General features: G+C 62.0%; 17 protein-coding genes, 1 tRNA gene and 1 pseudogene. 3 read left to right on the plus strand and 16 right to left on the minus strand.

Annotation, left to right across the window (positions count from 1 at the left end; translation table 11 throughout):
• Positions 1–20 precede the first annotated feature (20 nt).
• Together EOA19_RS32910 and EOA19_RS32915 are read left to right on the plus strand one after the other, a co-directional pair.
• On the plus strand, positions 21–302 hold the full coding sequence (locus EOA19_RS32910) for a transcriptional regulator (RefSeq protein WP_013531420.1): 282 nt from the start codon (positions 21–23) through the stop codon (positions 300–302).
• Between the two features lie 186 nt (positions 303–488).
• Complete coding sequence (locus EOA19_RS32915) at positions 489–1,415, plus strand: Gfo/Idh/MocA family oxidoreductase (RefSeq protein ID WP_128305931.1); 927 nt, start codon at positions 489–491, stop codon at positions 1,413–1,415.
• Positions 1,416–1,448: 33 nt separating this feature from the next.
• Here EOA19_RS32915 and EOA19_RS32920 read toward each other — a convergent pair whose 3' ends face one another.
• The 12 genes from EOA19_RS32920 to EOA19_RS32975 form a co-directional block, all read right to left on the minus strand.
• Positions 1,449–2,114 carry an O-methyltransferase gene (locus tag EOA19_RS32920; RefSeq protein WP_128305932.1) on the minus strand — a complete coding sequence of 222 codons (666 nt, stop codon included), beginning with the start codon at positions 2,112–2,114 and terminating at the stop codon, positions 1,449–1,451.
• Between the two features lie 81 nt (positions 2,115–2,195).
• Positions 2,196–6,392, minus strand: a complete 4,197-nt coding sequence (gene rpoC, locus EOA19_RS32925; protein ID WP_128305933.1) for a DNA-directed RNA polymerase subunit beta' — start codon at positions 6,390–6,392, stop codon at positions 2,196–2,198.
• 202 nt (positions 6,393–6,594) lie between these two features.
• Positions 6,595–10,731, minus strand: coding sequence for a DNA-directed RNA polymerase subunit beta (gene rpoB, locus EOA19_RS32930; RefSeq protein WP_023814288.1), 4,137 nt, complete (start codon positions 10,729–10,731; stop codon positions 6,595–6,597).
• Between the two features lie 251 nt (positions 10,732–10,982).
• On the minus strand, positions 10,983–11,360 hold the full coding sequence (gene rplL, locus EOA19_RS32935; protein WP_027038853.1) for a 50S ribosomal protein L7/L12: 378 nt from the start codon (positions 11,358–11,360) through the stop codon (positions 10,983–10,985).
• Positions 11,361–11,414: 54 nt separating this feature from the next.
• Positions 11,415–11,933: a 50S ribosomal protein L10 gene (rplJ, locus tag EOA19_RS32940; RefSeq protein ID WP_013531412.1), complete on the minus strand. Its 519-nt coding sequence runs from the start codon at positions 11,931–11,933 to the stop codon at positions 11,415–11,417.
• A gap of 394 nt (positions 11,934–12,327) precedes the next feature.
• The gene (rplA, locus tag EOA19_RS32945) at positions 12,328–13,026 is read right to left on the minus strand and encodes a 50S ribosomal protein L1 (protein ID WP_013531411.1); all 699 of its coding nucleotides are present in this window, start codon (positions 13,024–13,026) and stop codon (positions 12,328–12,330) included.
• A 4-nt stretch (positions 13,027–13,030) separates the two neighbouring features.
• Positions 13,031–13,459, minus strand: coding sequence for a 50S ribosomal protein L11 (rplK, locus tag EOA19_RS32950; protein ID WP_013531410.1), 429 nt, complete (start codon positions 13,457–13,459; stop codon positions 13,031–13,033).
• Between the two features lie 158 nt (positions 13,460–13,617).
• Positions 13,618–14,145 carry a transcription termination/antitermination protein NusG gene (gene nusG / locus EOA19_RS32955; protein ID WP_013531409.1) on the minus strand — a complete coding sequence of 176 codons (528 nt, stop codon included), beginning with the start codon at positions 14,143–14,145 and terminating at the stop codon, positions 13,618–13,620.
• Positions 14,146–14,172: 27 nt separating this feature from the next.
• The gene (secE, locus tag EOA19_RS32960) at positions 14,173–14,376 is read right to left on the minus strand and encodes a preprotein translocase subunit SecE (protein WP_013531408.1); all 204 of its coding nucleotides are present in this window, start codon (positions 14,374–14,376) and stop codon (positions 14,173–14,175) included.
• 370 nt (positions 14,377–14,746) lie between these two features.
• Complete coding sequence (locus EOA19_RS32965) at positions 14,747–15,871, minus strand: FAD-binding oxidoreductase (protein ID WP_023814287.1); 1,125 nt, start codon at positions 15,869–15,871, stop codon at positions 14,747–14,749.
• A gap of 79 nt (positions 15,872–15,950) precedes the next feature.
• Positions 15,951–17,492 (minus strand): amino acid ABC transporter permease/ATP-binding protein, encoded by a 1,542-nt coding sequence (locus EOA19_RS36490; protein ID WP_023814286.1) that lies wholly within the window; start codon positions 17,490–17,492, stop codon positions 15,951–15,953.
• Positions 17,493–17,588: 96 nt separating this feature from the next.
• Complete coding sequence (locus EOA19_RS32975; RefSeq protein WP_023814285.1) at positions 17,589–18,431, minus strand: ABC transporter substrate-binding protein; 843 nt, start codon at positions 18,429–18,431, stop codon at positions 17,589–17,591.
• A 215-nt stretch (positions 18,432–18,646) separates the two neighbouring features.
• On the opposite strand from EOA19_RS32975, the gene EOA19_RS32980 reads away from it, so the two are divergent.
• On the plus strand, positions 18,647–19,726 hold the full coding sequence (locus EOA19_RS32980) for a LacI family DNA-binding transcriptional regulator (RefSeq protein ID WP_023814284.1): 1,080 nt from the start codon (positions 18,647–18,649) through the stop codon (positions 19,724–19,726).
• Positions 19,727–20,069: 343 nt separating this feature from the next.
• Here EOA19_RS32980 and EOA19_RS32985 read toward each other — a convergent pair.
• The 4 genes and pseudogenes from EOA19_RS32985 to tuf all read right to left on the minus strand — a co-directional run.
• A tRNA-Trp gene (locus tag EOA19_RS32985) sits at positions 20,070–20,145 on the minus strand.
• A gap of 138 nt (positions 20,146–20,283) precedes the next feature.
• Complete coding sequence (locus EOA19_RS32990) at positions 20,284–20,766, minus strand: group II truncated hemoglobin (RefSeq protein ID WP_023814283.1); 483 nt, start codon at positions 20,764–20,766, stop codon at positions 20,284–20,286.
• A gap of 101 nt (positions 20,767–20,867) precedes the next feature.
• On the minus strand, positions 20,868–22,523 hold the full coding sequence (locus EOA19_RS32995) for a hypothetical protein (protein ID WP_023814282.1): 1,656 nt from the start codon (positions 22,521–22,523) through the stop codon (positions 20,868–20,870).
• Positions 22,524–22,677: 154 nt separating this feature from the next.
• Positions 22,678–22,862: pseudogene (tuf, locus tag EOA19_RS33000) on the minus strand (elongation factor Tu); the annotation flags it as partial.

A 22,862-nucleotide genomic window follows, 5' to 3' on the forward strand; every position in this document is an offset into this window, starting at 1 on the left:
CTGCCAAGAGGAATCGGCCCGTGAACGACAACGAAGAACGCCCGGTCACCATCATCACCGGCCGGGTGTGGAAGAAAAAAGGCGGCAAACCGGAAGGCGTCCACGTCATGCTGGTTGCGCCCGACGACGATTCGGCGGTGCGCCGGGCACTCGAATCGCTTGCCGCCGAAGGGTACGCCGAGGCGGAGCTCGACCAGATCGGCGACATGGACGGCATCCCCGACGAAGAGCCGCATATCTCCGCCTTCCAGGGCGCGCTCGAAGGCGAAGTGTCGATCGTCACCTTCGACGTGCCGATCTGACCCCGACCTCCCGGTCCAGCTTTCGAATCGGCGACCGAGACGAATCGGCGACCGAGGCCTTCCCAGCCGACAAAAATGTGCACACTGCCGCTCGAGGAAGGCTGAGCTTGCCTGCTCGGCTTCGGCTTGCCCGGGGCAAGTGTTCTGATAAGAAACCATCACCATCATCAAACAGACGGAGCGGCCGTGTCCCAGCCCATCAAGATAGGCATCGTCGGCGTCGGCAAGATCGTCCGCGACCAGCACCTGCCGGCCCTGGCGAAGGACCAGGACTATCGCCTCATCGCGGCCGCCAGCCGTCACGGCAAGGTGGATGACATCGCGAATTTTCCTGACATCGAAGCCATGCTCGACGCGGTGCCCGAACTCGAGGCCGTATCGCTCTGCATGCCGCCGCAGTTCCGCTACGACGCGGCGCGGACAGCGCTGATAGCAAAGAAACATGTCTTCCTGGAGAAGCCGCCTGGCGCCACTGTCAGCGAGGTCGAGGACCTCAAGACATTGGCCTCGCAGAACGGCGTCTCGCTGTTCGCCAGCTGGCACTCGCGCTATGCGCCGGCGGTCGAGGCCGCGCGCGCATTTCTCGACACGACCAAGATCAAGTCGGCCGCCATCAACTGGAAGGAAGATGTGCGCCGCTGGCACCCGAACCAGGAATGGATCTGGGCTCCCGGCGGTTTTGGCGTCTTCGATCCCGGCATCAACGCGCTCTCGATTGCCACCCATATCCTGCCGGCGATGTTCATCACCTCGGCGGTGCTGGATTTTCCCGAAAACCGCGCCTCCCCGGTTGCCGCGCGCGTCGCCTTCCGCACCTCGAATGGCTTGCCGGTGACGATGGATCTCGACTGGCTGCAGACCGGCCCGCAAAGCTGGGACATCCTGGCCGAGACCGACAAGGGCGCCATGGTGCTGTCGGGCGGCGGCTCGAAGCTCGCCATCGACGGCAAGGTGGTTCATGACGAGCCGGAGGCCGAGTACCCGATGCTCTACAAGCGCTTTGCCGAAATCGTGCGCGCCGGCACCTCCGATGTCGACCTCGCGCCCCTCCAGCATGTCGCCGACGCCTTCATGCTCGGCAAGCGCAACGTGGTCGAGGCTTTTTTCGATTGAACAGGGACGGCTTGGCTGTTCGCCGATCGGCCGTCACTCCACGATCGCAATGGCAAAGCCATCATAGCCTTTGGCGCCGACGGTCTGGATGGCGGTGCCGTCCAGACGCTTCTCGCTGCCGATGAACGAGAATGCGGCGCGTGCCCCTTCGACATTGGCGTCGCGGCCATCTTCATTCACCACGGCTCCATCGCGTATGACGTTGTCGCAGACGATGACGGTTCCGGGCCGCGACAACCGCATGGCCCAGGATAGGTAGTGCGGATTGTTCGGCTTGTCGGCATCGATGAAGATGAAGTCGAATGGCCCGGCATTCTCGGCGCCAAGTGCTGCAAGCGACTGAAGCGCCGGACCGACCCGCAGTTCCACCCGCTCCAAGACGCCTGCCCGCTCGAAATTCGATCGCGCGACGCTGGCGTGATGCGGGTCGAGTTCAAGTGTCACGATCTTGCCGTCGGCAGGCAGTGCGCGCGCCATCCAGATGGTCGAATAGCCGCCCAGCGTGCCGATTTCGAGAACCTTCTTGGCTCCCCGCATCCGCGCAAGAAGGGAAAGCAGCTTGCCCTGCGCCGGCGACACGTCGATCGCCGGCAGGCCCTGGTCGTGGTTGGCCGCCAGAACGGCATCAAGCACGGGGTCCGCCTCAAACAGGGAACCGACGATGTAGTCGTCGACTGCCGCCCAGCTTCTTTTGCTCATCGTTTTCTTCTCCGATCCAATTGGAGACCTAAACGCGAAAAGGGGCCATTCGGCCCCTTTTCCTCTTCTCTTTCCGTCCGCTTACTGCGCGGCGGTCGTCATATCGGCCAGCATCGGCTCGGCGACTTCCGCACCCGAGGCCTTGCGGCGCTCGTCGATGATCAGTTCGTCGCGCGAGGTGGCGATGCGCCGGATCTGGCTCATCGTGCCGCCGGTACCGGCCGGGATAAGCCGGCCGACGATGACGTTTTCCTTCAGTCCCTGCAGCATGTCGGTCTTGCCGGCAACCGCGGCTTCCGTCAGCACTCGGGTCGTCTCCTGGAAGGAGGCGGCCGAGATGAAGGATGGCGTCTGCAGCGATGCCTTGGTGATGCCGAGCAGCACCGGGAGGCCTTCGGCCGGCTTCTTGCCGTCCTCGACCAGACGCTCGTTGACCTCTTCCAGTTCGATCACGTCGACATGATCGCCCGGAATGTAGGTCGAGTCGCCCTGCACCGTGATCTCGACCTTCTGCAGCATCTGGCGAACGATCACCTCGATGTGCTTGTCGTTGATCTGCACGCCCTGCAGACGATAGACTTCCTGGATCTCGTTGACGAGGTAGGAAGCAAGTGCCTCCACGCCCTTGATCGCCAGGATGTCGTGCGGCGCCGGATTGCCGTCGAGGATGTAGTCGCCCTTCTCGATGACGTCGCCGTCCTGGAGATGGAACGGCTTGCCCTTCGGGATCAGGTATTCGACCGGCTCAAGCGTCGAGTCATGCGGCTCGATGATGATGCGACGCTTGTTCTTGTAGTCACGGCCGAAGCGGATCGTGCCGTCGATCTCGGCGATGATGGCGTGATCCTTCGGACGACGTGCCTCGAACAGCTCGGCAACACGCGGCAGACCGCCGGTGATGTCCTTGGTCTTGGCGCTTTCCATCGGAATACGCGCCAGCACGTCGCCGGGGCGAACCTGCGAGCCCGGCTCGACCGAAAGAATGGCCTCGACCGAGAGCAGGAAGCGGGCGTCGCCGCCCTTCGACAGCTTGCCGACCTTGCCCTTGGCGTCCTGGATCGCGATCGCCGGCTTCAGGTCGTTACCGCGTGGCGTCGAGCGCCAGTCGATGACCTCACGCTTGGTGATGCCGGTCGACTCGTCGGCCGTTTCCTGAACGGAAATGCCGTCGACCAGATCCTCGTACGACACCCTGCCCTCGATTTCGGTGAGGACTGGACGGGTATAGGGATCCCACTCGGCGATACGCTGGCCGCGCTTCACCTTGTCACCATCGTCCACGAAGATGCGCGAACCATAGGTGAGACGGTGCGAGGCGCGCTCCTTGCCGGCTTCGTCGAGGATCAGCACCGCCATGTTGCGGCCCATGACCATCTGCTGGCCGTCGGAGTTGCGCACCACGTTGCGGTTGCGGATCTCGACCTTGCCCTCATACGAGGCTTCAAGGAACGAGCTGTCCACCACCTGCGCGGTACCGCCCATGTGGAAGGTACGCATGGTGAGCTGCGTGCCCGGCTCGCCGATCGACTGCGCCGCGATGACGCCGACGGCTTCGCCCTGGTTGACCGGGGTGCCGCGGGCAAGATCGCGACCGTAGCAGACCGCGCAGACGCCAACCCTGACTTCGCAAGTCAGTGCCGAGCGGATGCGGACCGACTGGACGCCGGCCTTTTCGATCTGTTCCACGTCACGCTCGTCCATCAGCGTTCCGGCCTTGACCAGGATCTCGCCCGACACCGGATGTGTGATGTCGTCGAGCGACGTACGGCCCAGCACGCGCTGGCCGACCGAAGCGACGACCTGACCGGCATCGACGATCGGCTGCATGGTGAGGCCCTTGTCGGTGCCGCAGTCGACGGAGTTGACGATGCAGTCCTGCGCCACGTCGACCAGACGACGGGTGAGGTAACCCGAGTTCGCCGTCTTCAAGGCGGTGTCGGCCAGACCCTTGCGGGCGCCGTGGGTCGAGTTGAAGTACTCGAGCACGGTCAGGCCTTCCTTGAAGTTCGAGATGATCGGCGTTTCGATGATTTCACCCGACGGCTTGGCCATAAGGCCGCGCATGCCGGCAAGCTGACGCATCTGGGTGGGCGAGCCACGCGCACCGGAGTGCGACATCATGTAGATCGAGTTCATCGGCTTCTGACGGCCATTGTCCTCGAACTCGACCGCCTTGATGCGGGCCATCATCTCGTCGGCGACCTTTTCCGAGCACTTGGCCCAGGCGTCGACGACCTTGTTGTACTTCTCGCCCTGCGTGATCAGACCGTCATTGTACTGCTGCTCGTATTCCTTGGCCAAAGCCTCGGTGTCGGAGACCAGCTTGATCTTGGCATCCGGGATCAGCATGTCGTCCTTGCCGAACGAAATGCCGGCACGGCAGGCATGGCTGAAGCCGAGAGCCATGATGCGATCGCAGAAAATGACCGTCTCCTTCTGACCGCAATGGCGGTAGACGGTGTCGATCATCTTGGAGATGTTCTTCTTGGTCATCTCCTGGTTGGCGGTCTCGTAAGGCACGTTGACGTTCTTCGGCAGAAGCTCGCCGATGATCATGCGGCCAGGCGTGGTGTCATGGATCTTCGACACCACCTTGCCTTCGGCGTCGACCGTGCGGAAACGACCCTTGATCTTGGAGTGCAGCGTCACGGCCTTGGTCTCGAGCGCGTGCTGGAGTTCGCCCATGTCGGCAAACACCATGCCCTCGCCCGGCTCGTTCTGGTTGACGATCGAGAGATAGTAGAGACCCAGAACCATGTCCTGCGACGGCACGATGATCGGCGCGCCGGAAGCCGGGTGCAGGATGTTGTTGGTCGACATCATCAGCACGCGGGCTTCAAGCTGCGCTTCCAGCGACAGCGGCACGTGAACGGCCATCTGGTCGCCGTCGAAGTCGGCGTTGAAGGCCGTGCAGACCAGCGGGTGCAACTGGATCGCCTTGCCCTCGATCAGGATCGGCTCGAACGCCTGGATGCCGAGACGGTGCAGCGTCGGCGCACGGTTCAGCAGCACCGGATGTTCGCGGATGACCTCGTCGAGGATATCCCAGACTTCCGGACGCTCCTTTTCGACCAGCTTCTTCGCCTGCTTGACGGTCGAAGAGTAACCCTTGGCGTCGAGACGGGCGTAGATGAAGGGCTTGAACAGTTCGAGCGCCATCTTCTTGGGCAGGCCGCACTGGTGCAGCTTGAGCTCCGGACCGGTCACGATGACCGAGCGGCCGGAATAGTCGACGCGCTTGCCGAGCAGGTTCTGACGGAACCGGCCCTGCTTGCCCTTGAGCATGTCGGACAGCGACTTCAGCGGGCGCTTGTTGGCGCCGGTGATGACGCGGCCGCGACGGCCGTTGTCGAACAGCGCATCGACGGCTTCCTGCAGCATGCGCTTTTCATTGCGCACGATGATGCCGGGAGCGCGCAGCTCGATCAGCCGCTTCAGACGATTGTTGCGGTTGATGACGCGGCGATAGAGGTCGTTCAGATCCGACGTGGCGAAGCGGCCGCCGTCCAGAGGAACCAGCGGGCGCAGGTCCGGCGGGATCACCGGAACCACCTTCATGATCATCCATTCCGGACGGTTGCCGGATTCCATGAAGTTCTCGACGACCTTGAGCCGCTTCAGATACTTCTTCTGCTTCAGCTCGGAGGTGGTCGAAGCCAGTTCCGAACGCAGGTCGCCGGCGATCTTCTCCAAGTCCATGCCGGCCAGGAGGTCATGAATGGCCTCGGCGCCGATCATGGCGGTGAACGAATCCTCGCCATACTCGTCGACGGCGATCATGTACTCTTCCTCGCTGAGCAGCTGGTGCTCCTTCAGCGCGGTGAGGCCAGGTTCGGTGACGATGTAGTTCTCGAAGTAGAGGACGCGCTCGATGTCCTTCAGGGTCATGTCGAGCAGCGTGCCGATGCGCGACGGCAGCGACTTCAGGAACCAGATATGGGCGACCGGTGCCGCCAGTTCGATATGGCCCATGCGCTCGCGGCGAACGCGCGACAGCGTGACTTCAACGCCGCACTTCTCGCAGATGACGCCCTTGTACTTCATGCGCTTGTACTTGCCGCACAGGCACTCATAGTCCTTGATCGGGCCAAAAATGCGCGCGCAGAACAGACCGTCACGCTCCGGCTTGAAGGTGCGGTAGTTGATGGTCTCCGGCTTCTTGATCTCGCCGAAAGACCAGGACAGAATCTTCTCAGGGCTGGCGAGCGATATCCGGATGGAATCGAACACCTGCGCAGGCGCCTGGGGATTGAAGAGATTCATGACCTCTTGGTTCATGCCGTTCTCCTTTTCGGGATCCTCGAAGACCCCTTGCATCTAGTCGCGAGCCAAACGCCCGCCGTCTTTGTCGGCCACTGGCCGTCGAATACTTCCTGGTTGAGCATGATCCCATCCGAAAACCGGTAGCCACTTTTCGGGATCATGCTCGAGGCGCGCCGCGGAAAGCCGTGGCGCGCCATTGCCTTACTCGGCCGCGCCCCTATTCGGCAGCATCTGGCAGCCGGACAGGGTTGTCGTCGAGCTTGGTGTTCTCCAGCTCGACATTGAGGCCGAGAGACCGCATTTCCTTGACGAGAACGTTGAAGCTCTCGGGGATGCCGGCCTCGAAGGTGTCGTCGCCACGGACGATCGCCTCGTAGACCTTGGTACGGCCTGCGACGTCGTCCGACTTCACCGTCAGCATTTCCTGCAGCGTGTAGGCGGCGCCGTATGCTTCGAGTGCCCAGACCTCCATCTCGCCGAAGCGCTGGCCACCGAACTGCGCCTTGCCGCCCAGCGGCTGCTGGGTGACGAGCGAGTACGGACCGATCGAACGCGCGTGGATCTTGTCGTCCACGAGATGGTGAAGCTTGAGCATGTAGATGTAGCCCATCGTCACCTTGCGATCGAACGGCTCGCCGGTGCGTCCGTCATAGAGTTGCGACTGACCGCTGGTGTGCAGGCCCGCCTGCTCCAGCATGATGTTGATGTCAGCCTCGTGCGCGCCGTCGAACACCGGGGTCGCGATCGAGACGCCGCGGCGCATCTGCTCGCTGAGGCGAACAATGCTCTCGTCGTCATAGTCACGAACCGGCTCGTTGCGGTCGTTGGCCGGGATGAAGCTCTCGAGCGTCTTGCGCAGCGGCTTGATGTCGCCGGCTGCCTTGTACGTGTCGATCAGCTCGCCGATTTTCCTGCCCATGCCCGCGCATGCCCAGCCCAGATGCGTTTCCAGGATCTGGCCGACATTCATGCGGCTCGGCACACCCAGCGGGTTGAGCACGATATCGGCATGCGTGCCGTCCTCGAGGAAAGGCATGTCCTCGACCGGAACGATCCGCGACACGACACCCTTGTTGCCGTGACGGCCGGCCATCTTGTCGCCGGGCTGCATCTTGCGCTTCACGGCCACGAAGACCTTGACCATCTTCATGACGCCCGGAGGCATTTCGTCGCCGCGCTGGACCTTCTCGACCTTGTCCATGAAACGCTGTTCGAGCGCCTTCTTGGAATCGTCGTACTGGCCACGCAGGGCTTCGAGTTCGCTCTGGAGCTTTTCGTTCTCCACGGCAAACTGCCACCACTGCGAACGCGGATACTCGTCGAGCGTATCCTTGGACAGCGTCGAGCCCTTCTTGAAGCCCTTCGGTCCAGCGATCGCTTCCTTGCCGACGAGCACGTCGGAAAGACGCGCATAGACGTTACGGTCCAGAATGGCCTGCTCGTCGTCGCGGTCCTTGGCGAGGCGTTCGATCTCCTCGCGCTCGATCGCCATGGCGCGCTCGTCCTTCTCCACACCATGGCGATTGAAGACGCGCACCTCGACGACGGTGCCGAAAGTGCCAGGAGGCATGCGCATCGAGGTGTCGCGCACATCGGATGCCTTTTCGCCGAAGATGGCGCGCAGAAGCTTCTCTTCCGGCGTCATTGGGCTTTCGCCCTTCGGCGTGATCTTGCCGACCAGGATGTCGCCCGGCTGAACTTCCGCACCGATGTAGACGATGCCGGCTTCGTCGAGGTTCTTCAGCGCTTCTTCCGAGACGTTCGGAATGTCGCGCGTGATTTCCTCCGGCCCGAGCTTGGTATCGCGCGCCATGACCTCGAACTCCTCGATGTGGATCGAGGTGAAGACGTCATCGGCGACGATGCGTTCGGACAGGAGGATCGAGTCCTCGTAGTTGTAGCCGTTCCACGGCATGAACGCGACCAGCACGTTGCGGCCGAGCGCCAGATCACCGAGCTCGGTCGACGGACCGTCGGCGATGATGTCGCCCTTGTTGACGAGGTCACCCATGCGAACCAGCGGACGCTGGTTGATGCAGGTGTTCTGGTTCGAACGCTGGAACTTCATCAACCGGTAGATATCGACGCCGGACTTGCCCGGATCGAGATCTTCGGTGGCGCGGATAACGATACGCGTCGCGTCCACCTGGTCGACGATGCCGCCGCGGCGGGCGCCGATGGCGGCGCCCGAGTCACGGGCGACGATCGGCTCCATGCCGGTGCCGACGAACGGCGCCTCGGCGCGCACCAGCGGCACGGCCTGACGCTGCATGTTCGAGCCCATCAGAGCGCGGTTGGCGTCGTCGTTTTCCAGGAACGGGATCAGGGCCGCGGCCACCGACACCATCTGCTTGGGCGACACGTCCATCAGATCGACGTTTTCGCGCGGCGCCATCATCACTTCGCCGGCACTGCGGCAAATGACGAATTCGTCGACGAAACCACCGTTCTTGTCGAGCTCGGCGTTGGCCTGCGCGACGTGGTGCTTGGCCTCTTCCATCGCCGAGAGATAGACGACGTCATTGGTCAGCTTGCCGTCGACGATCTTGCGGTACGGGCTCTCGATGAAGCCGTACTTGTTGACGCGTGCGAAGGTGGCCAGCGAGTTGATCAGACCGATATTCGGGCCTTCCGGCGTCTCGATCGGGCAGATGCGGCCGTAATGCGTCGGGTGCACGTCGCGCACCTCGAAGCCGGCGCGCTCGCGGGTCAGACCGCCCGGTCCAAGCGCCGAAAGGCGGCGCTTGTGGGTGATCTCCGACAGCGGGTTGGTCTGGTCCATGAACTGCGACAGCTGCGAGGAACCGAAGAACTCGCGCACGGCGGCAGCCGCCGGCTTGGCGTTGATCAGGTCCTGCGGCATGACCGTGTCGATCTCGATCGAGGACATACGCTCCTTGATCGCGCGTTCCATGCGCAGCAGGCCGACGCGGTACTGGTTTTCCATCAGCTCGCCGACCGAACGCACGCGGCGGTTGCCGAGATTGTCGATGTCGTCGATCTCGCCCTTGCCGTCGCGCAGTTCAACCAGCGTCCTGACCACGGCCAGGATGTCGTCCTTGCGCAGCACGCGCACGGTGTCCTCGGCCTTGAGCTCGAGGCGCATGTTCATCTTGACGCGGCCAACGGCCGACAGATCGTAGCGCTCACTGTCGAAGAACAGCGAGTTGAACATGGCTTCGGCGGTTTCGAGCGTCGGCGGCTCGCCGGGGCGCATGACACGATAGATGTCGAACAGCGCGTCCTGGCGGCTCTCGTTCTTGTCGACGTTGAGCGTGTTGCGGATATAGGCGCCGACATTGACGTGGTCGATGTCGAGAACCTTGATCTCGTCTTCGCCGGTGCCGAGCAGAACCTTCAGCGTCTTCTCGTCGATCTCGTCCCCGGCTTCGAGGAATATCTCGCCGGTGGCGTAGTTGACGATGTCCTCGGCCAGGTAGTTGCCGAGCAGATCCTCGTCGGTCGCCTTGATCGCCTTCAGACCCTTTTCGCCAAGCGCCCGAGCCTGACGTGCCGTGATCTTCTTGCCGGCTTCGACGACGACTTCGCCGGTATCGGCATCGACCAGGTCGCCGACGGCCTTGAGGCCGCGGAAACGCTCGACGTTGAACGGAATGCGCCAATGGTCGCCGGCGCGCTTGTAGGTGATCTTGTTGTAGAAGGTCGACAGGATTTCTTCGCCGTCCATGCCGAGCGCCATCAGCAGCGACGTCACCGGAATCTTGCGGCGACGATCGATGCGGGCGTGCACGACGTCCTTGGAATCGAACTCGATGTCGAGCCACGAGCCGCGATAGGGGATGACGCGCGCGGCAAACAGAAGCTTGCCCGACGAGTGCGACTTGCCCTTGTCATGGTCGAAGAAGACGCCCGGCGAGCGGTGCATCTGCGAGACGATGACGCGCTCGGTGCCGTTGACGATGAAGGTGCCATTCAGCGTCATGAGCGGCATGTCGCCCATGTAGACGTCCTGCTCCTTGATGTCCTTGATGGACTTGGCGCCGGTATCCTCGTCGATATCGAACACGATGAGGCGCAGCGTCACCTTGAGCGGCGCGGCATAGGTCAGGTCGCGCTGACGGCATTCGTCAACGTCGAATTTCGGTCCTTCGAACTCATACTTCACGAACTCCAGCATCGAGGAGCCGGAAAAATCGGAGATCGGGAAGACCGACTTGAAAACAGCCTGCAGTCCCTCGTCCGGACGCCCACCCTTGGGCTCCGCCACCATCAGGAACTGGTCATAGGATGCCTTCTGAACCTCGATCAGGTTCGGCATCTCCGCAACTTCCGGAATCTTTCCGAAGAACTTGCGTACGCGTCTGCGGCCATTGAAAGTCTGGGTCTGGGCCATCGTCGCTCCTTAGCTCTAAACTCGGGACGAGCCTCGCCGCGGCTCGCCTTGCATGCTGGGCCACCTTGGCGGCAACCCTCTGTCTGTTTTCCCGGCGCCTGTCGGCGGCCGGTTAGAACGGGAGAAAACCCGTTTCCTGAAGGCCGGTTTTCGGCCCTCAGGAAAGAGGTTCTCGCAGATCTCGCGTTACGCGCTCTCCCTTCGGGCGAAGGGAGTGGCGGACGGCGCGAGGCCGCCCGCCGCTTTTACGCTTACTTCAGTTCGACCTTGGCGCCGGCTGCTTCCAGCTGAGCCTTGAACTTGTCAGCGTCGGCCTTGGAAACGGCTTCCTTGACCGGCTTCGGAGCCGCTTCGACCAGATCCTTGGCTTCCTTGAGGCCAAGACCGGTGATGGCGCGGACTTCCTTGATGACGTTGATCTTCTGAGCGCCTGCCTCGGTGAGGACGACGTCGAATTCCGTCTTTTCCTCGACCGGAGCAGCTGCGGCCGCACCACCGCCAGCGGCGGCAACAGCCACCGGAGCAGCGGCGGAAACGCCCCACTTTTCTTCCAGAAGCTTCGACAGCTCGGCCGCCTCGAGGACGGTCAGCTTCGAAAGGTCGTCTACGATCTTTGCGAGATCAGCCATTGTTGTGTTCCTTCATAAGGTTCGAACGTGTGTTTGTGATAGCGAGGAACGGCCTCATGCCGCCTCGTCCTTCCGGGCGTAAGCGCCGATGACGCGCGCGACCGAGGCCGCTGGCGCATTGACGATCTGGGCGATCCGGGTTGCCGGCGTGGCGATCATGCCAACCAGCCTGGCGCGCAGCTCATCGAGCGACGGAAGTGTGGCGAGTGCCTTCACACCGTCGGCATTGAGCGAGGTGGTGCCCATTGCGCCGCCGAGAATGACGAGCTTGTCATTTCCCTTGGCGAAATCGGACGCGACCTTCGGCGCCGCAATCGGATCCTCCGAATAAGCAATCAGCGTCTGTCCCTTGAACAGCTCGATGATCGATGCGGAGTCCGTGCCCTGAAGAGCGATTTTGGCGAGACGGTTCTTCGCGACTTTGACGGTGCCACCGGCGGCGCGCATTTTCGACCGAAGGTCGTTCATTTGCGCGACGGTGATACCGGCGTAGTGGGCCACGACCACTGAACCTGCGTTCGAGAACGCACCGTTCAGGCCCGTGACGAGTTCGCGTTTTTCCGCTCTGTCCACTGCCTATCTCCAGTTGACCCCAATCCTGTTAACGGGAACATCCCATTGACGAGGACAGGCGTCGGGTTGCCTTTTGTCGGCCGGGCCATCCAGTAACGGATCTCCCGAACGACGCTCGAGGATCCTGCCCCCTTTCGCCACATCGACAGTCAAGCCGGCGATGCGCAGACAAAAGGCAAACACGGTTCGAACCTTTCATTGGAGCAATCGCTCCGTTGTCCGGTCTTCACCCGTCTCATGCAGGCCCAAATCGAATTAAGGCTTCTGGGCCGCCTGCAATCTCGGACAGGATGTCCGGAAGCCTTTCGACTTCCGGCACCGGGCCGCCAACTAGGTCGGAGGCCCGGAATTCACTTGCGGATCAGCCGCTTAGCGGCCGATCCAAATGTTCGTATCAGGACGCGTTGAGCGTCGCGACGTCGAGCTTGAGGCCCGGGCCCATCGTCGAGGTGACCGACACCTTCTTGACGTAGTTGCCCTTGGCGCCAGTCGGCTTTGCCTTGGTCACCGCATCGGCGAAGGCGCGGATGTTCTCTTCCAGCGCCTTGACGTCGAACGAGACCTTGCCGACGCCGGCATGGACGATGCCAGCCTTCTCGACACGGAACTCGACGGCGCCGCCCTTGGATGCCTTGACGGCGGCGGCAACGTCGGTGGTGACGGTGCCGACCTTCGGGTTCGGCATCATGCCGCGCGGGCCGAGCACTTTGCCCAGACGACCGACCAGCGGCATCATGTCCGGCGTGGCGATGCAGCGATCGAAATCGATCGTGCCCTTCTGGACGATGTCGACCAGATCCTCGGCACCAACGATGTCGGCGCCGGCGGCGCGCGCTTCGTCGGCCTTGTCGCCACGGGCGAACACGGCGACACGCACCGAGCGGCCGGTGCCGTTCGGCAGGTTGACCACGCCGCGGACCATCTGGTCGGCATGGCGCGGGTCGACGCCGAGATTCATGGCGACTTCGATGGTCTCATCGAACTTCACCGAGGAACGGTCCTTGAGCAGCTTCAGCGCATCACCCAGGGCATAAGCCTTGTTGGGATCGATGCCTTCGCGGGTCTTCGATACACGCTTTGCAATCTTTGCCATGATCTTAGCCCACCACTTCCAGACCCATCGAGCGGGCGGAGCCCTCGACCATGCGCATGGCCGCTTCGACGTCGTTTGCGTTCAGGTCTTTCATCTTCGCGGTGGCAATCTCGCGGACCTTGTCACGCGAAACCGTACCGGCCTTGACCTTGCCCGGCTCCTTGGAACCGGACGTCAGGTTCGCTGCCTTCTTCAGGAAGTAGCTCACCGGCGCCGTCTTCATGACGAAGGTGAAGGACTTGTCCTGATAGTAGGTGATGACGACCGGAACCGGCGATCCCTTTTCCATTTCCTGGGTCTGCGCGTTGAACGCCTTGCAGAACTCCATGATGTTGATGCCACGCTGACCAAGCGCCGGGCCGATCGGGGGAGACGGCGTAGCCGATCCCGCTTTCACCTGGAGCTTGAGCTGGCCTGCAATTTTCTTAGCCATCTCTTTTCCTGCCTTTGTCTATGCCGGTCATGCCGGCGGTTGCAGTCTGGTGGTGCGATCCATGCGGCCGGCTAAAGCCGCATTCGTCTCCCACCGTTCTCAGGCCGCGCTTCCGCGCCGCCTCCCCTGATCGCCAAACCGGCGTCAGGGATTTCGGATCAGCCCTTTTCGACCTGTCCGAATTCCAGATCGACCGGCACGGCGCGCCCGAAGATCGAAACTTCCACCTTGAGCCGCGCCCGCTCCTCGTCCACTTCCTGGACGAAACCGTTGAACGACGCGAAGGGACCATCCGAAACGCGGATCGCTTCGCCGATCTCGAACGTGACCGAGGGCTTGGGCCGCTCGACGCCTTCCTGCACCTGGTTCAGGATGCGCTGCGCTTCCGCCTCGGTGATCGGCACCGGCTTGGAGTCACCCAGGAAGCCGGTGACCTTCGGTGTGTTCTTGACCAGCGAGAACACAGCGTCGGTCAAATTCGCCTTCAGCAGCACATAGCCCGGGAAGAACTTGCGCTCGGCATCGACCTTGCGGCCGCGGCGAACTTCGACGACCTTCTCGGTCGGAACCACGATCTGGTGGATGTCGGCGGACAGGCCCTTCTGCTTGGCCTTGTTCTCGATATCCTCGGCGACCTTCTTTTCAAAGTTCGAATAGGCGTGGACGATGTACCAGCGCGCGGTCATTTCAAGACTTCTCCGTAATCGCCGGACTTAGCGTCCGATGCCCAGAATCTGTTCGACCGCAAGGCCCATGAGCTGATCGGCGGTGAAGAAAAAGATCATCGCGATCACTGCGAAGGCCAGAACCATCACCGTCGAGATCATCGTTTCGCGCCGCGACGGCCAAGTCACCTTGGCGGTCTCCGCGCGGACCTGCTGGAGAAAGACGAAAGGATTTGTGGTTTTCGAAGCCATATGCCGCTCTGTCTTCAAGACCCGTTGGCCGGGTCTCCTGGATGATCCCGCTGGCCGGGACGTACCGCCTGAGCGAATTTCGCGCCGAATCAGCGCAATCATTTCGCCCATGCAAATCAGACGCGTAAAGCCGGTTTCCCAGCTCCACGCGTCGCGTGTCTGTTTCGTCTACATAAAACCGATTCTTGATCCACGCAAGTGGCAAGTCTCCGCTTTATGACCAAACACCGCCTCGGAACCATCCAGTCGTTCCGTCCCGGCTATGGCGCTCTTATGCCCCAATCGGGCTAATATGGCAAGCGGGTCGCCGATTTTCAAAGGGCAGACCGCAGAAATGTCGCTGATGGCCACACGAAACAATTCCGAAAGCCTAAGCAAAGCGGCTTGGGCGGAACTTGGCAAGCAGCGGGTGCTCTCTTCCGGTGGCGATCTCGTCGGCAATGAGTTCACCGGCGATCAGGCCAAGCGTCGCGCCGCTGTGGCTGAAGGCGACGTAGTATCCCTGGATATCTTTCAACAAGCCGAAGACCGGCTCGCCGTCGCCCGGAATCGGCTTGGGGCCGACACCATAACTCTCCAATTCCAGCTTTGGATGTCCCTCGAGGACCTTCGCGGCTTGTTCAAGAAGTCCATCAATCGTCGAGCCCTTCACCCCATAGGTGCCGTCTGCATTGATGATTACCTCTTCTTCCGACCAGGCGGAATCGAGCGCGAGGGCTCCGTCCGGCGTCGGGCGGATGGCGACGCGCGGCGTGTTGAGCACGGCCCGAAGAGCCAAATCGACCGGCTTGGTCCTGACCAGCAGCGCGATCGGCGTCCCATCCTCGATATGGTGGCCTGTGGCCGCAACCATTCGCGGCACATCACTGCCGGTCGCCAGGAGGACTGCATCGGCAGGAAAGTCGATGCCGCTGGTCGTGGTGGCGCCAGTGGCACGACCATCGACAACCGTGACCGTGGCCCTGCCGGCATCGGTGACCAGTCGCCCGCCGCGCTCCACGAACTCCGCAATTAATGCATCGATCAGCGATGGCAGGTCGACCCAGCCTTCCCCTGGGTTGAAAATGGCTCCCTGCGGCGTGACGGCGCCTGCGGCAACGCCTGGTGTGACCGCCGCTATGGCGGCCGCGGTCAGGTGCTGTGCGTCATAGCCGAGATCCTTTTCATGGGCGAAGACATCAGCAATCTGGTTCGAGGCGTCGTCCGCATCCCATGTCAGGCCGCCATCGAAACGCAGCCACGCAGCATCCGGATATCTCGCCGACAACGTCCGGTAGCGGTCGATACCGATCATGCGCAAGCGATGATACTCAGCCGACCGCTTGCGCGCTGAATTGAGCCAGGAGAGCGAGCGGCCCGACGCCCCCTTGGCAAGCGGTCCATCGTTGACGAGGATCGTTTCGATGCCAAGCCGCGCGAGATGAACGGCTGTGGAGACACCGAAAATGCCGCCTCCGACAACGACGACCTTCGAGACCGGATGCGATGTAACCATGAGATGTTCTTTCACTGTGTAGAGAGTGGATTGAGCGACCGAAGGCGTTCCACGCATATCGGCCAGATGGCGATGCGGATCACAGCACTTCGGCGAGGAAGTGCTTCAAGCGCGCGCTTTTGGGAGTGTCGAAGATCGCAGCGGGCGTGCCGGCCTCGATGACACGGCCCTCATCCATGAAGATGACCTGATCGGCGACCTTGCGGGCAAAACCCATTTCATGGGTCACCACGACCATTGTCATGCCACGTCGGCCGAGGTCAGCCATCAGGTTGAGAACGCCCTTCACCAGTTCCGGATCGAGAGCGCTCGTCACCTCGTCGAACAGGATCACCTCAGGGTCCATTGCCAGTGCACGGGCGATTGCCACCCGCTGCTGCTGGCCACCGGAAAGACTGCCGGGACGATGGTGTTTGCGTGCGGCAAGGCCAACATCGGCGAGGCGCGCCTCGGCGATGCGCTCGGCTTCCCGCACCGGAAGGCCCTTGACCTTGGTCAGCGACAGCATGACGTTTTCCAGGGCTGTGTGGTCGGGAAACAGGTTGAACTGCTGGAACACCATGCCGACACGCCGGCGCAGCTTTTCGGGCTTCATCGCCAGGATGCTCGCGCCATCGAGCAGCACGTCACCGCCCTTGGGCTCGACCAAGCGGTTAAGGCAGCGCAGCAAGGTCGACTTGCCCGACCCTGACGGACCGATGACGCAGGTGACCGTGCCCGGCTTGACCGTCAGGCTGACGCCCTTCAGGACATCGAGATCGCCATAGGCCATGTCGAGATTGGTGACGGCGAGACTACCACCCTTGAAGCGTGAAAGCGCCGAGCTGTCTTCAGGGCTGGCCTCGGAGAGCGGGCTGCCGACGGCGCTCTCCAGTTCGCTCACCTCGGCAAGGCCGCTGGTGACGAGGCCTGCCTTTTGCTTTCCGACCCGCAGCGAGTTGTCGATGTAATTAACCACGTGGGTCAACGGCACGGTGATCACGAGATAGAACACGCCGGCCAGCAGCAATGGCGACAGGTTTCCGGTGACCACCGCCTGGTCCTGACCGACGCGGAAAATCTCGCGCTCCGATGCGAGCAGACCGAGGAAGTAGACGAGGCTCGAATCCTTGACGTTGCCGATGAACTGGTTGACCAGCGCCGGCAGGACGCGGCGGATGCCCTGCGGGATGACGATCAGGCGCATGCCCTGCCCGTAGCTCATGCTGAGCGCCCGGCAGGCTTCCATTTGCCCGCGCTCGACGCTCTGGATGCCCGAGCGGAAGATTTCGCCGATATAGGCGCCGGCGATCAGGCTGAGGGCCAGAATGCCGAGCGGAAAGGGCGAAGGCCCAAAGATTTCACGGCCGATGCGCGCAAAGCCCTGGCCGATCAGAAGGATCGTGACGATCGCCGGAAGGCCACGGAAAATGTCCGTGTAGACCCGGGCCGGAATGCGCAGCCAGCGCGATTGCGAGATGCCCATGACTGCCAGGATCATGCCGAGCACGACACCCAGCACCGTGGATGCGGCCGCGAGGATCAAGGTGTTCTTCAATCCGATGGTGATCATGCTTGGCAGCACGTCCGCCATGGCTTGCCAGTCAAGGAAACTGCGCCGCAAGTTTTCAAGCCAGTTCATTCGGCCCCCTTTCGGTTGCGCTGTCCGCATCGTCCGACATCAAACGCGGCAGCGCGTGGTCCGGCCGCCGGCGCAAAAGCCGGCGGCCGGGTGCGGTTACTTCTTGGGGAGGTATTGATCGGGCATCGGCGAGCCTGGGAACCACTTCTCATAAAGCGTCTTCCAGGTGCCGTCCTGCATGGCCGCATGCAGGGCGGTGTTCAGCGCATCGCGAAGCTTGTCGTTGCCCTTGCGCAAGACGAAGCCTGCCGGCGCGTCGAAGGACGGGATGTTAACCGCGATCTTCAAGTCCGGATAACGAACGCCATAGTCCTTGGCTGCCTCGTAATCGAGGAAATGAGCGTCGACCGTGCCATTGTTGAGCGCCGAGACGGCCGAATTGTTGTCAGGAAATTTGACGAGATCCGTCCCGACAAAATTCTTCGCCGCATAGATTTCCTGCAGCGTACCCTGCACGACGCCAAGACGCTTGCCCTTGAGCCCGTCGGCCGACGTGATCGCCTTGTCTGACGTAAGCACGGAGAGATAGCCTGCAAGATACCCGTCGGAAAAGTCGACGGTCTTCTTACGCGCTTCCGTCGTGCCGATTGCCGCGACCGCGACATCGAAGCGCTCGTTGGCAACCGAAGGCATCAGCGCCGAGAATTCCTGACCGGTGAAGATCACCTGGTCCGGCTTGAAGCCAAGGCGGCTCGCGACGTTGCGGAACAATTCGATGTCGAACCCGGTGAATGTGCCGTCCGCCTGGGTGAAAGCGTAGGGCTTGGCATCACCCATGGTACCAACGCTGATGACTTTCGCATCAATAAGACCATAGGGATTGTCATCCGCGGCGGCTGCTCCGGAAACAAAACCCGCGCCGATGCACACAGCCATAAGAGCCATTGCGCCGGCCCGGACCGGTGACATCAACGACTTGAGAATTCCTATCCTGCTCATGTCTTCTCTCCACTCTGAAGGTCTGTTCTTCTTGGTATTGACGTCGAGCCGGCAATCCCACGCTTGACATCGCCCGCCGCCGCGACCGCGGCATGCGCCTCTCGGCCCGCAATCTTCTAAAAGAGACCGGTCTCTTATTGATTGAGACCGGTCTCTTTGATAATCGTTATCGCCAGATTGACCTTCCGTCAACAACTCTTGTAGTCGTTCATCCAATGAAAAGAACCGCACCCAAGACCCAGTCGATAACGGTCAGCGATGTCGCCCGAGTGGCCAATGTGTCCAAAGCGACGGCCGCGCGCGTGCTCGGCGGATACGGTGTCGTCAGCGACACGATCCGCGCCAATGTCATGGCCGCCGCCAAGGCCCTTGACTACCGTCCGAACGAACTGGCCCGAAGCATGACGACCGGCAGGTCCGGCATCATCGGCGTGGTGGTCGGAGACATCGAAAACCCGTTCTTCAGCCTGGCGGTGCGTGGAATCAGCGACGCGGCAAGGGCGGCTGGCTTCAACGTCATCTTGGCCAACTCCGGCGAGCGGATCGACGCGGAAAGGGCAGCTGTGCGGCTGTTGATCGGCAAGCGCGTCGACGGACTGATCGTCACGCCGTCGGAATCGCGTGACATCTCACACCTGCGCGACATCCACCGTTCAGGCCGGCCGCTTGCCCTGCTTGACCGGGCGCTGCCTGATCTCGATGTCGACACGGTTACGGTTGACGATCGAGACATCGCCATGCGGGCGACCCGTATCCTTGTCGACGCCGGCCACAGCAAAATCGCCTATGTGACCGCGGTTGACGCCGAAGGCAATGAGTATCGCGACCTAGGACAAATCTACACCTCATCGGTCCGTGAGCGCATCGACGGCTTTCTCAAGGTGTGCCGGGACGCCGGAATTGATCGACCGGAACGTCATATTCGCCTTGGCGCGACAAGCCCCGACGAGACGCGAAAGCTCGCCGACAAACTGCTGTCGGGGCCAGATCGACCGACCGCAATCCTTGCCTCCGACAGTCTCATAGCCCTGGAGATCTTCAAGGTCATGCGCCAGCGCGGGCTGCGCATTCCACAAGACATCTCGCTCATCACTTTCCATGACGCGGACTGGACGAGCGTCACGACCCCGCCCATCACCGTCGTCGACCAGCCCGTCTATGCGCTGGGCAAAAGCGTCGCGGAACTGCTCATCCGCCGCTTGAAGGGCGAAGCACGGCCAGCTGAAAGGCTCATTCTGCCGACCACAATCATCGAACGCGGATCCGTTGGTCCGCCTGCTGCCTACAAGCTGTAGATTCTCAAAGCCGAGCGGTCCAAAGCATAGCATGGAAGCCTATGCCCGAGCGTCGGATGGTTTGTATTCTGCGCCCGCATCCTTCGGACCAAAGGAGCAAATCTCGACTCGAGCCAAGCCAGCTTCCTTGGTGCCAACCCGCCAATTTTTACCTTTGTGGAACCTCGAGCAGCGCCAAACCAGGCTGTCGTTACGGTGAAGTTGCCCACCAGAATCGTGTGATTTTACGCCACCGTCGGACGCTGCCCGCGGACGTGCATGTCCGTGCAATAGATGTGCAGCAGTCGTTTTGGCTTCTCAACCGAGTAGCGCTATTTCTAAGTGCCTGATTTCCCTTTGGAAATGGCACGGGCAGCAGGGCTCGAACCTACGACCTGCGGTTTTGGAGACCGCCGCTCTACCAACTGAGCTATGCCCGTACGTGCGCATGTCGGCGCAGCAGGCGCTTCCTAAAAGCTTCCGCACGCTCTGTAAAGGGTGGTTTGCAAGCAAACGTACCTTCACCCCCCCTGCGCCAGAAATCGGGACAGCTGACGACCAGCTCGTTCGGCGAGAGGTTACTTTGTTTTCAGCGGCCGATAGGGTCCGCCCGGCACGCCCCAGCCCCAGGCCGGCATCGGTTCCGTCTCGGGATCGCACGTCTCGCCGAGATTGGAGTTCATCTTGGCCAGACGCGATCCCCATTCGACATAGCCCATGAAGGCCGAACGGAATTCCGGATCGTCAGGCAGGCCGACCGCGTCGGCTGCATCGGCCAGGAGGCTAATCCAGCGGCGGCGCTGCTCCTCGCTCAGATGCTTGCCCAGATGGTGCATGACCATCTCGCGGTGGCCACCGAACTGCTCGCTGTAGGTTTTTGACCCGCCGAAAACCTCGCCGATGAAGGCCGCGACATGGGCGGGATGATCCGGCGACATGGTCTTGAACACCGGCCCGACGATCGGGTCCTGCGCCACCTTGTCGTAGAAAGTCTGGGTCAGCCGGTTCAGGGCCTCGCCGCCGCCGGCCCATTCGTAGAGGGTCGGGATATCCTGGCTCATTCTCGATCCTCCGCCTGCCTGGCGCCGCCAGCAGCGACGATAGCGGAACAATCGGAAGTGTCTCAACCTGCCTCGATGGCCAGTTCCGGCTTCGCCGCGGTCTACAATTTGGCCGGCGCGTCAGCCTCGGCATTGGCGGAGGGCCGGATCCGGCAATTCTCGGGTCTTGGCACCGCCTCGCAAATGGTGGCGCCGGTCAGCGCGTCGACCGATTGCAGGCTCGTCGTCAGTCCGACCTTCAGCATCATGCCGGGTTCCAGCCGGCGCTCGACCGAGCGACGCTCGATCGCCGCGAACAGGGCGGGAGCGATCGCCATCTCGTCGAGATAGGCCTTGACCATCTGCTTTTGCCCCATCAGGTAGAGGCTAAGTCGCGCCTGGGGACCGACAAGCCGCTTGATGCCGCCGGCAAGCATCAGCGCGCAGGCCGAATCGCACTCCACGCCCGCATCGATGCTCAGCCCGGCATAGGCGCCCTCTTTGGCCAGGCAATTCCACGCTCCCGGGTCACAGCCGACGAAATCGGTGCGGCCAACCGCGACGTCGAGCTTCCTTTCATGGATAAGCCGTCCCGCCGCCAGGGCGCTGAACAGGTCGCCTCCCCTCGAACTGACCACGACAGGCAGTTGCCGTTTGCCGAGCGTGGCGAGCAATTGGCGCAGCTTCTGCGGGGTCTGGGGAGTGATCGCGCCTTCCGCCGAGATCCATTCCGGGCAGTCTGGATTGCAGAGCGGATTGGTGCCGCGAACGACGACGAAGCGCATGTCTTCATCGCGCCGCTCTTCATCGTGTCGCGCCGGCTCGGGTTCGATCGCCGGCGGAGCAGGCTTGGCCGCGGTCGCCGTCAGGCCATCAGGCTTGTCCCCCGGCATTTCCCGGCAATTCGTGGCCAGGCGGCCGGGCTCGCACAGGCTTGCCGCGGTCAACAGGCCTACAGCGTCCGTGCTGGTGACCAGCTTCATCGCCAGCATGTCGTCGAGGGCGATCTGGTGAATTTCGCTGGCCGGCGTGCCCTTCATCGTTTCGAGCATGCCTTGTTCGATGCCCATCTGGTTGAGATAGGCCGCCAGCTTTTTCTCCACCGACTTGCTCATCTCGTAGGTCTTGTAGCTGCCGGCGTTCTTGCGGCTGACGATCTTTGTGTTGAGGATCTTCTTCTTGCCCCCCACGATGCGGTAGGTGGTGCGGTATTGCAATTTCGTGCGGATGTAGGTCGTGGTGATCTGATGGACGCCGAGATAGGCCCATTCGCCGGCCACCCGCCTGATACCGCCGGCAAACATCAGAGGACAGGCGGAATTGCACATGGCGCCATAGTCGATGACATCGCCGAAGTAGCGGGCGTCACGGTCCTGGCATCCCTTCGCACCGGGCTGGCAGCTGGAAAACACCGTCTTGCCGATGGCGATATCGAGCTTGTTCTTGCGGATCAGCCGGCCAAGCGTCAGCGCCGCCTCGACATTGCCGCCGGGAGAATCCACGACAACAGGCAGTTTCCGCCCGCCAAGCGTCTTCAGCATGCGTTTGAAGAGTGCCGGCGTGCCGGCTTCTATGGAGCCCTCGGCCGATATCCATTCCGGGCAGATCGGCTCGCACCCCGGTGCGTTGCTGCGGACAATGCCGAACCGCATCGTCGGCCCAAGATCCGGCGCCGCATCCGCCGCAAAGGCTACCGGGCCCGCGGCAAGCAATGCCAGCAGGCAGATCAAGGCCAGCGACCACAATGCCCGACAACGGTGAAGGCGCCCTGAAACCATTCTGCAAAAGCCCCTTGATGCAACCTATACTAGACGAGGTCCAAGGGCTTGCAACAGGGTCGAGCGACAGGGCGGTAGCCGATAGCCCGGCAAACAAAAAAGGGCGGCCCGAAGACCGCCCTTTTCTTGTCGATCCGGCAAATGCCGGGCTCGATTATTCCTTGATGGTGACGACGATGCCGGCACCGACGGTGCGGCCGCCTTCACGGATAGCGAAGCGCAGCTTCTCTTCCATGGCGATCGGCACGATCAGCTCGACATCGACCGTGATGTTGTCGCCCGGCATCACCATCTCGGTGCCTTCCGGCAGCGACACGATGCCGGTCACGTCGGTCGTGC

Source organism: Mesorhizobium sp. M7A.F.Ca.US.010.02.1.1 (assembly GCF_004023085.1).
In the GTDB taxonomy this organism is placed as follows: Bacteria; Pseudomonadota; Alphaproteobacteria; order Rhizobiales; family Rhizobiaceae; genus Mesorhizobium.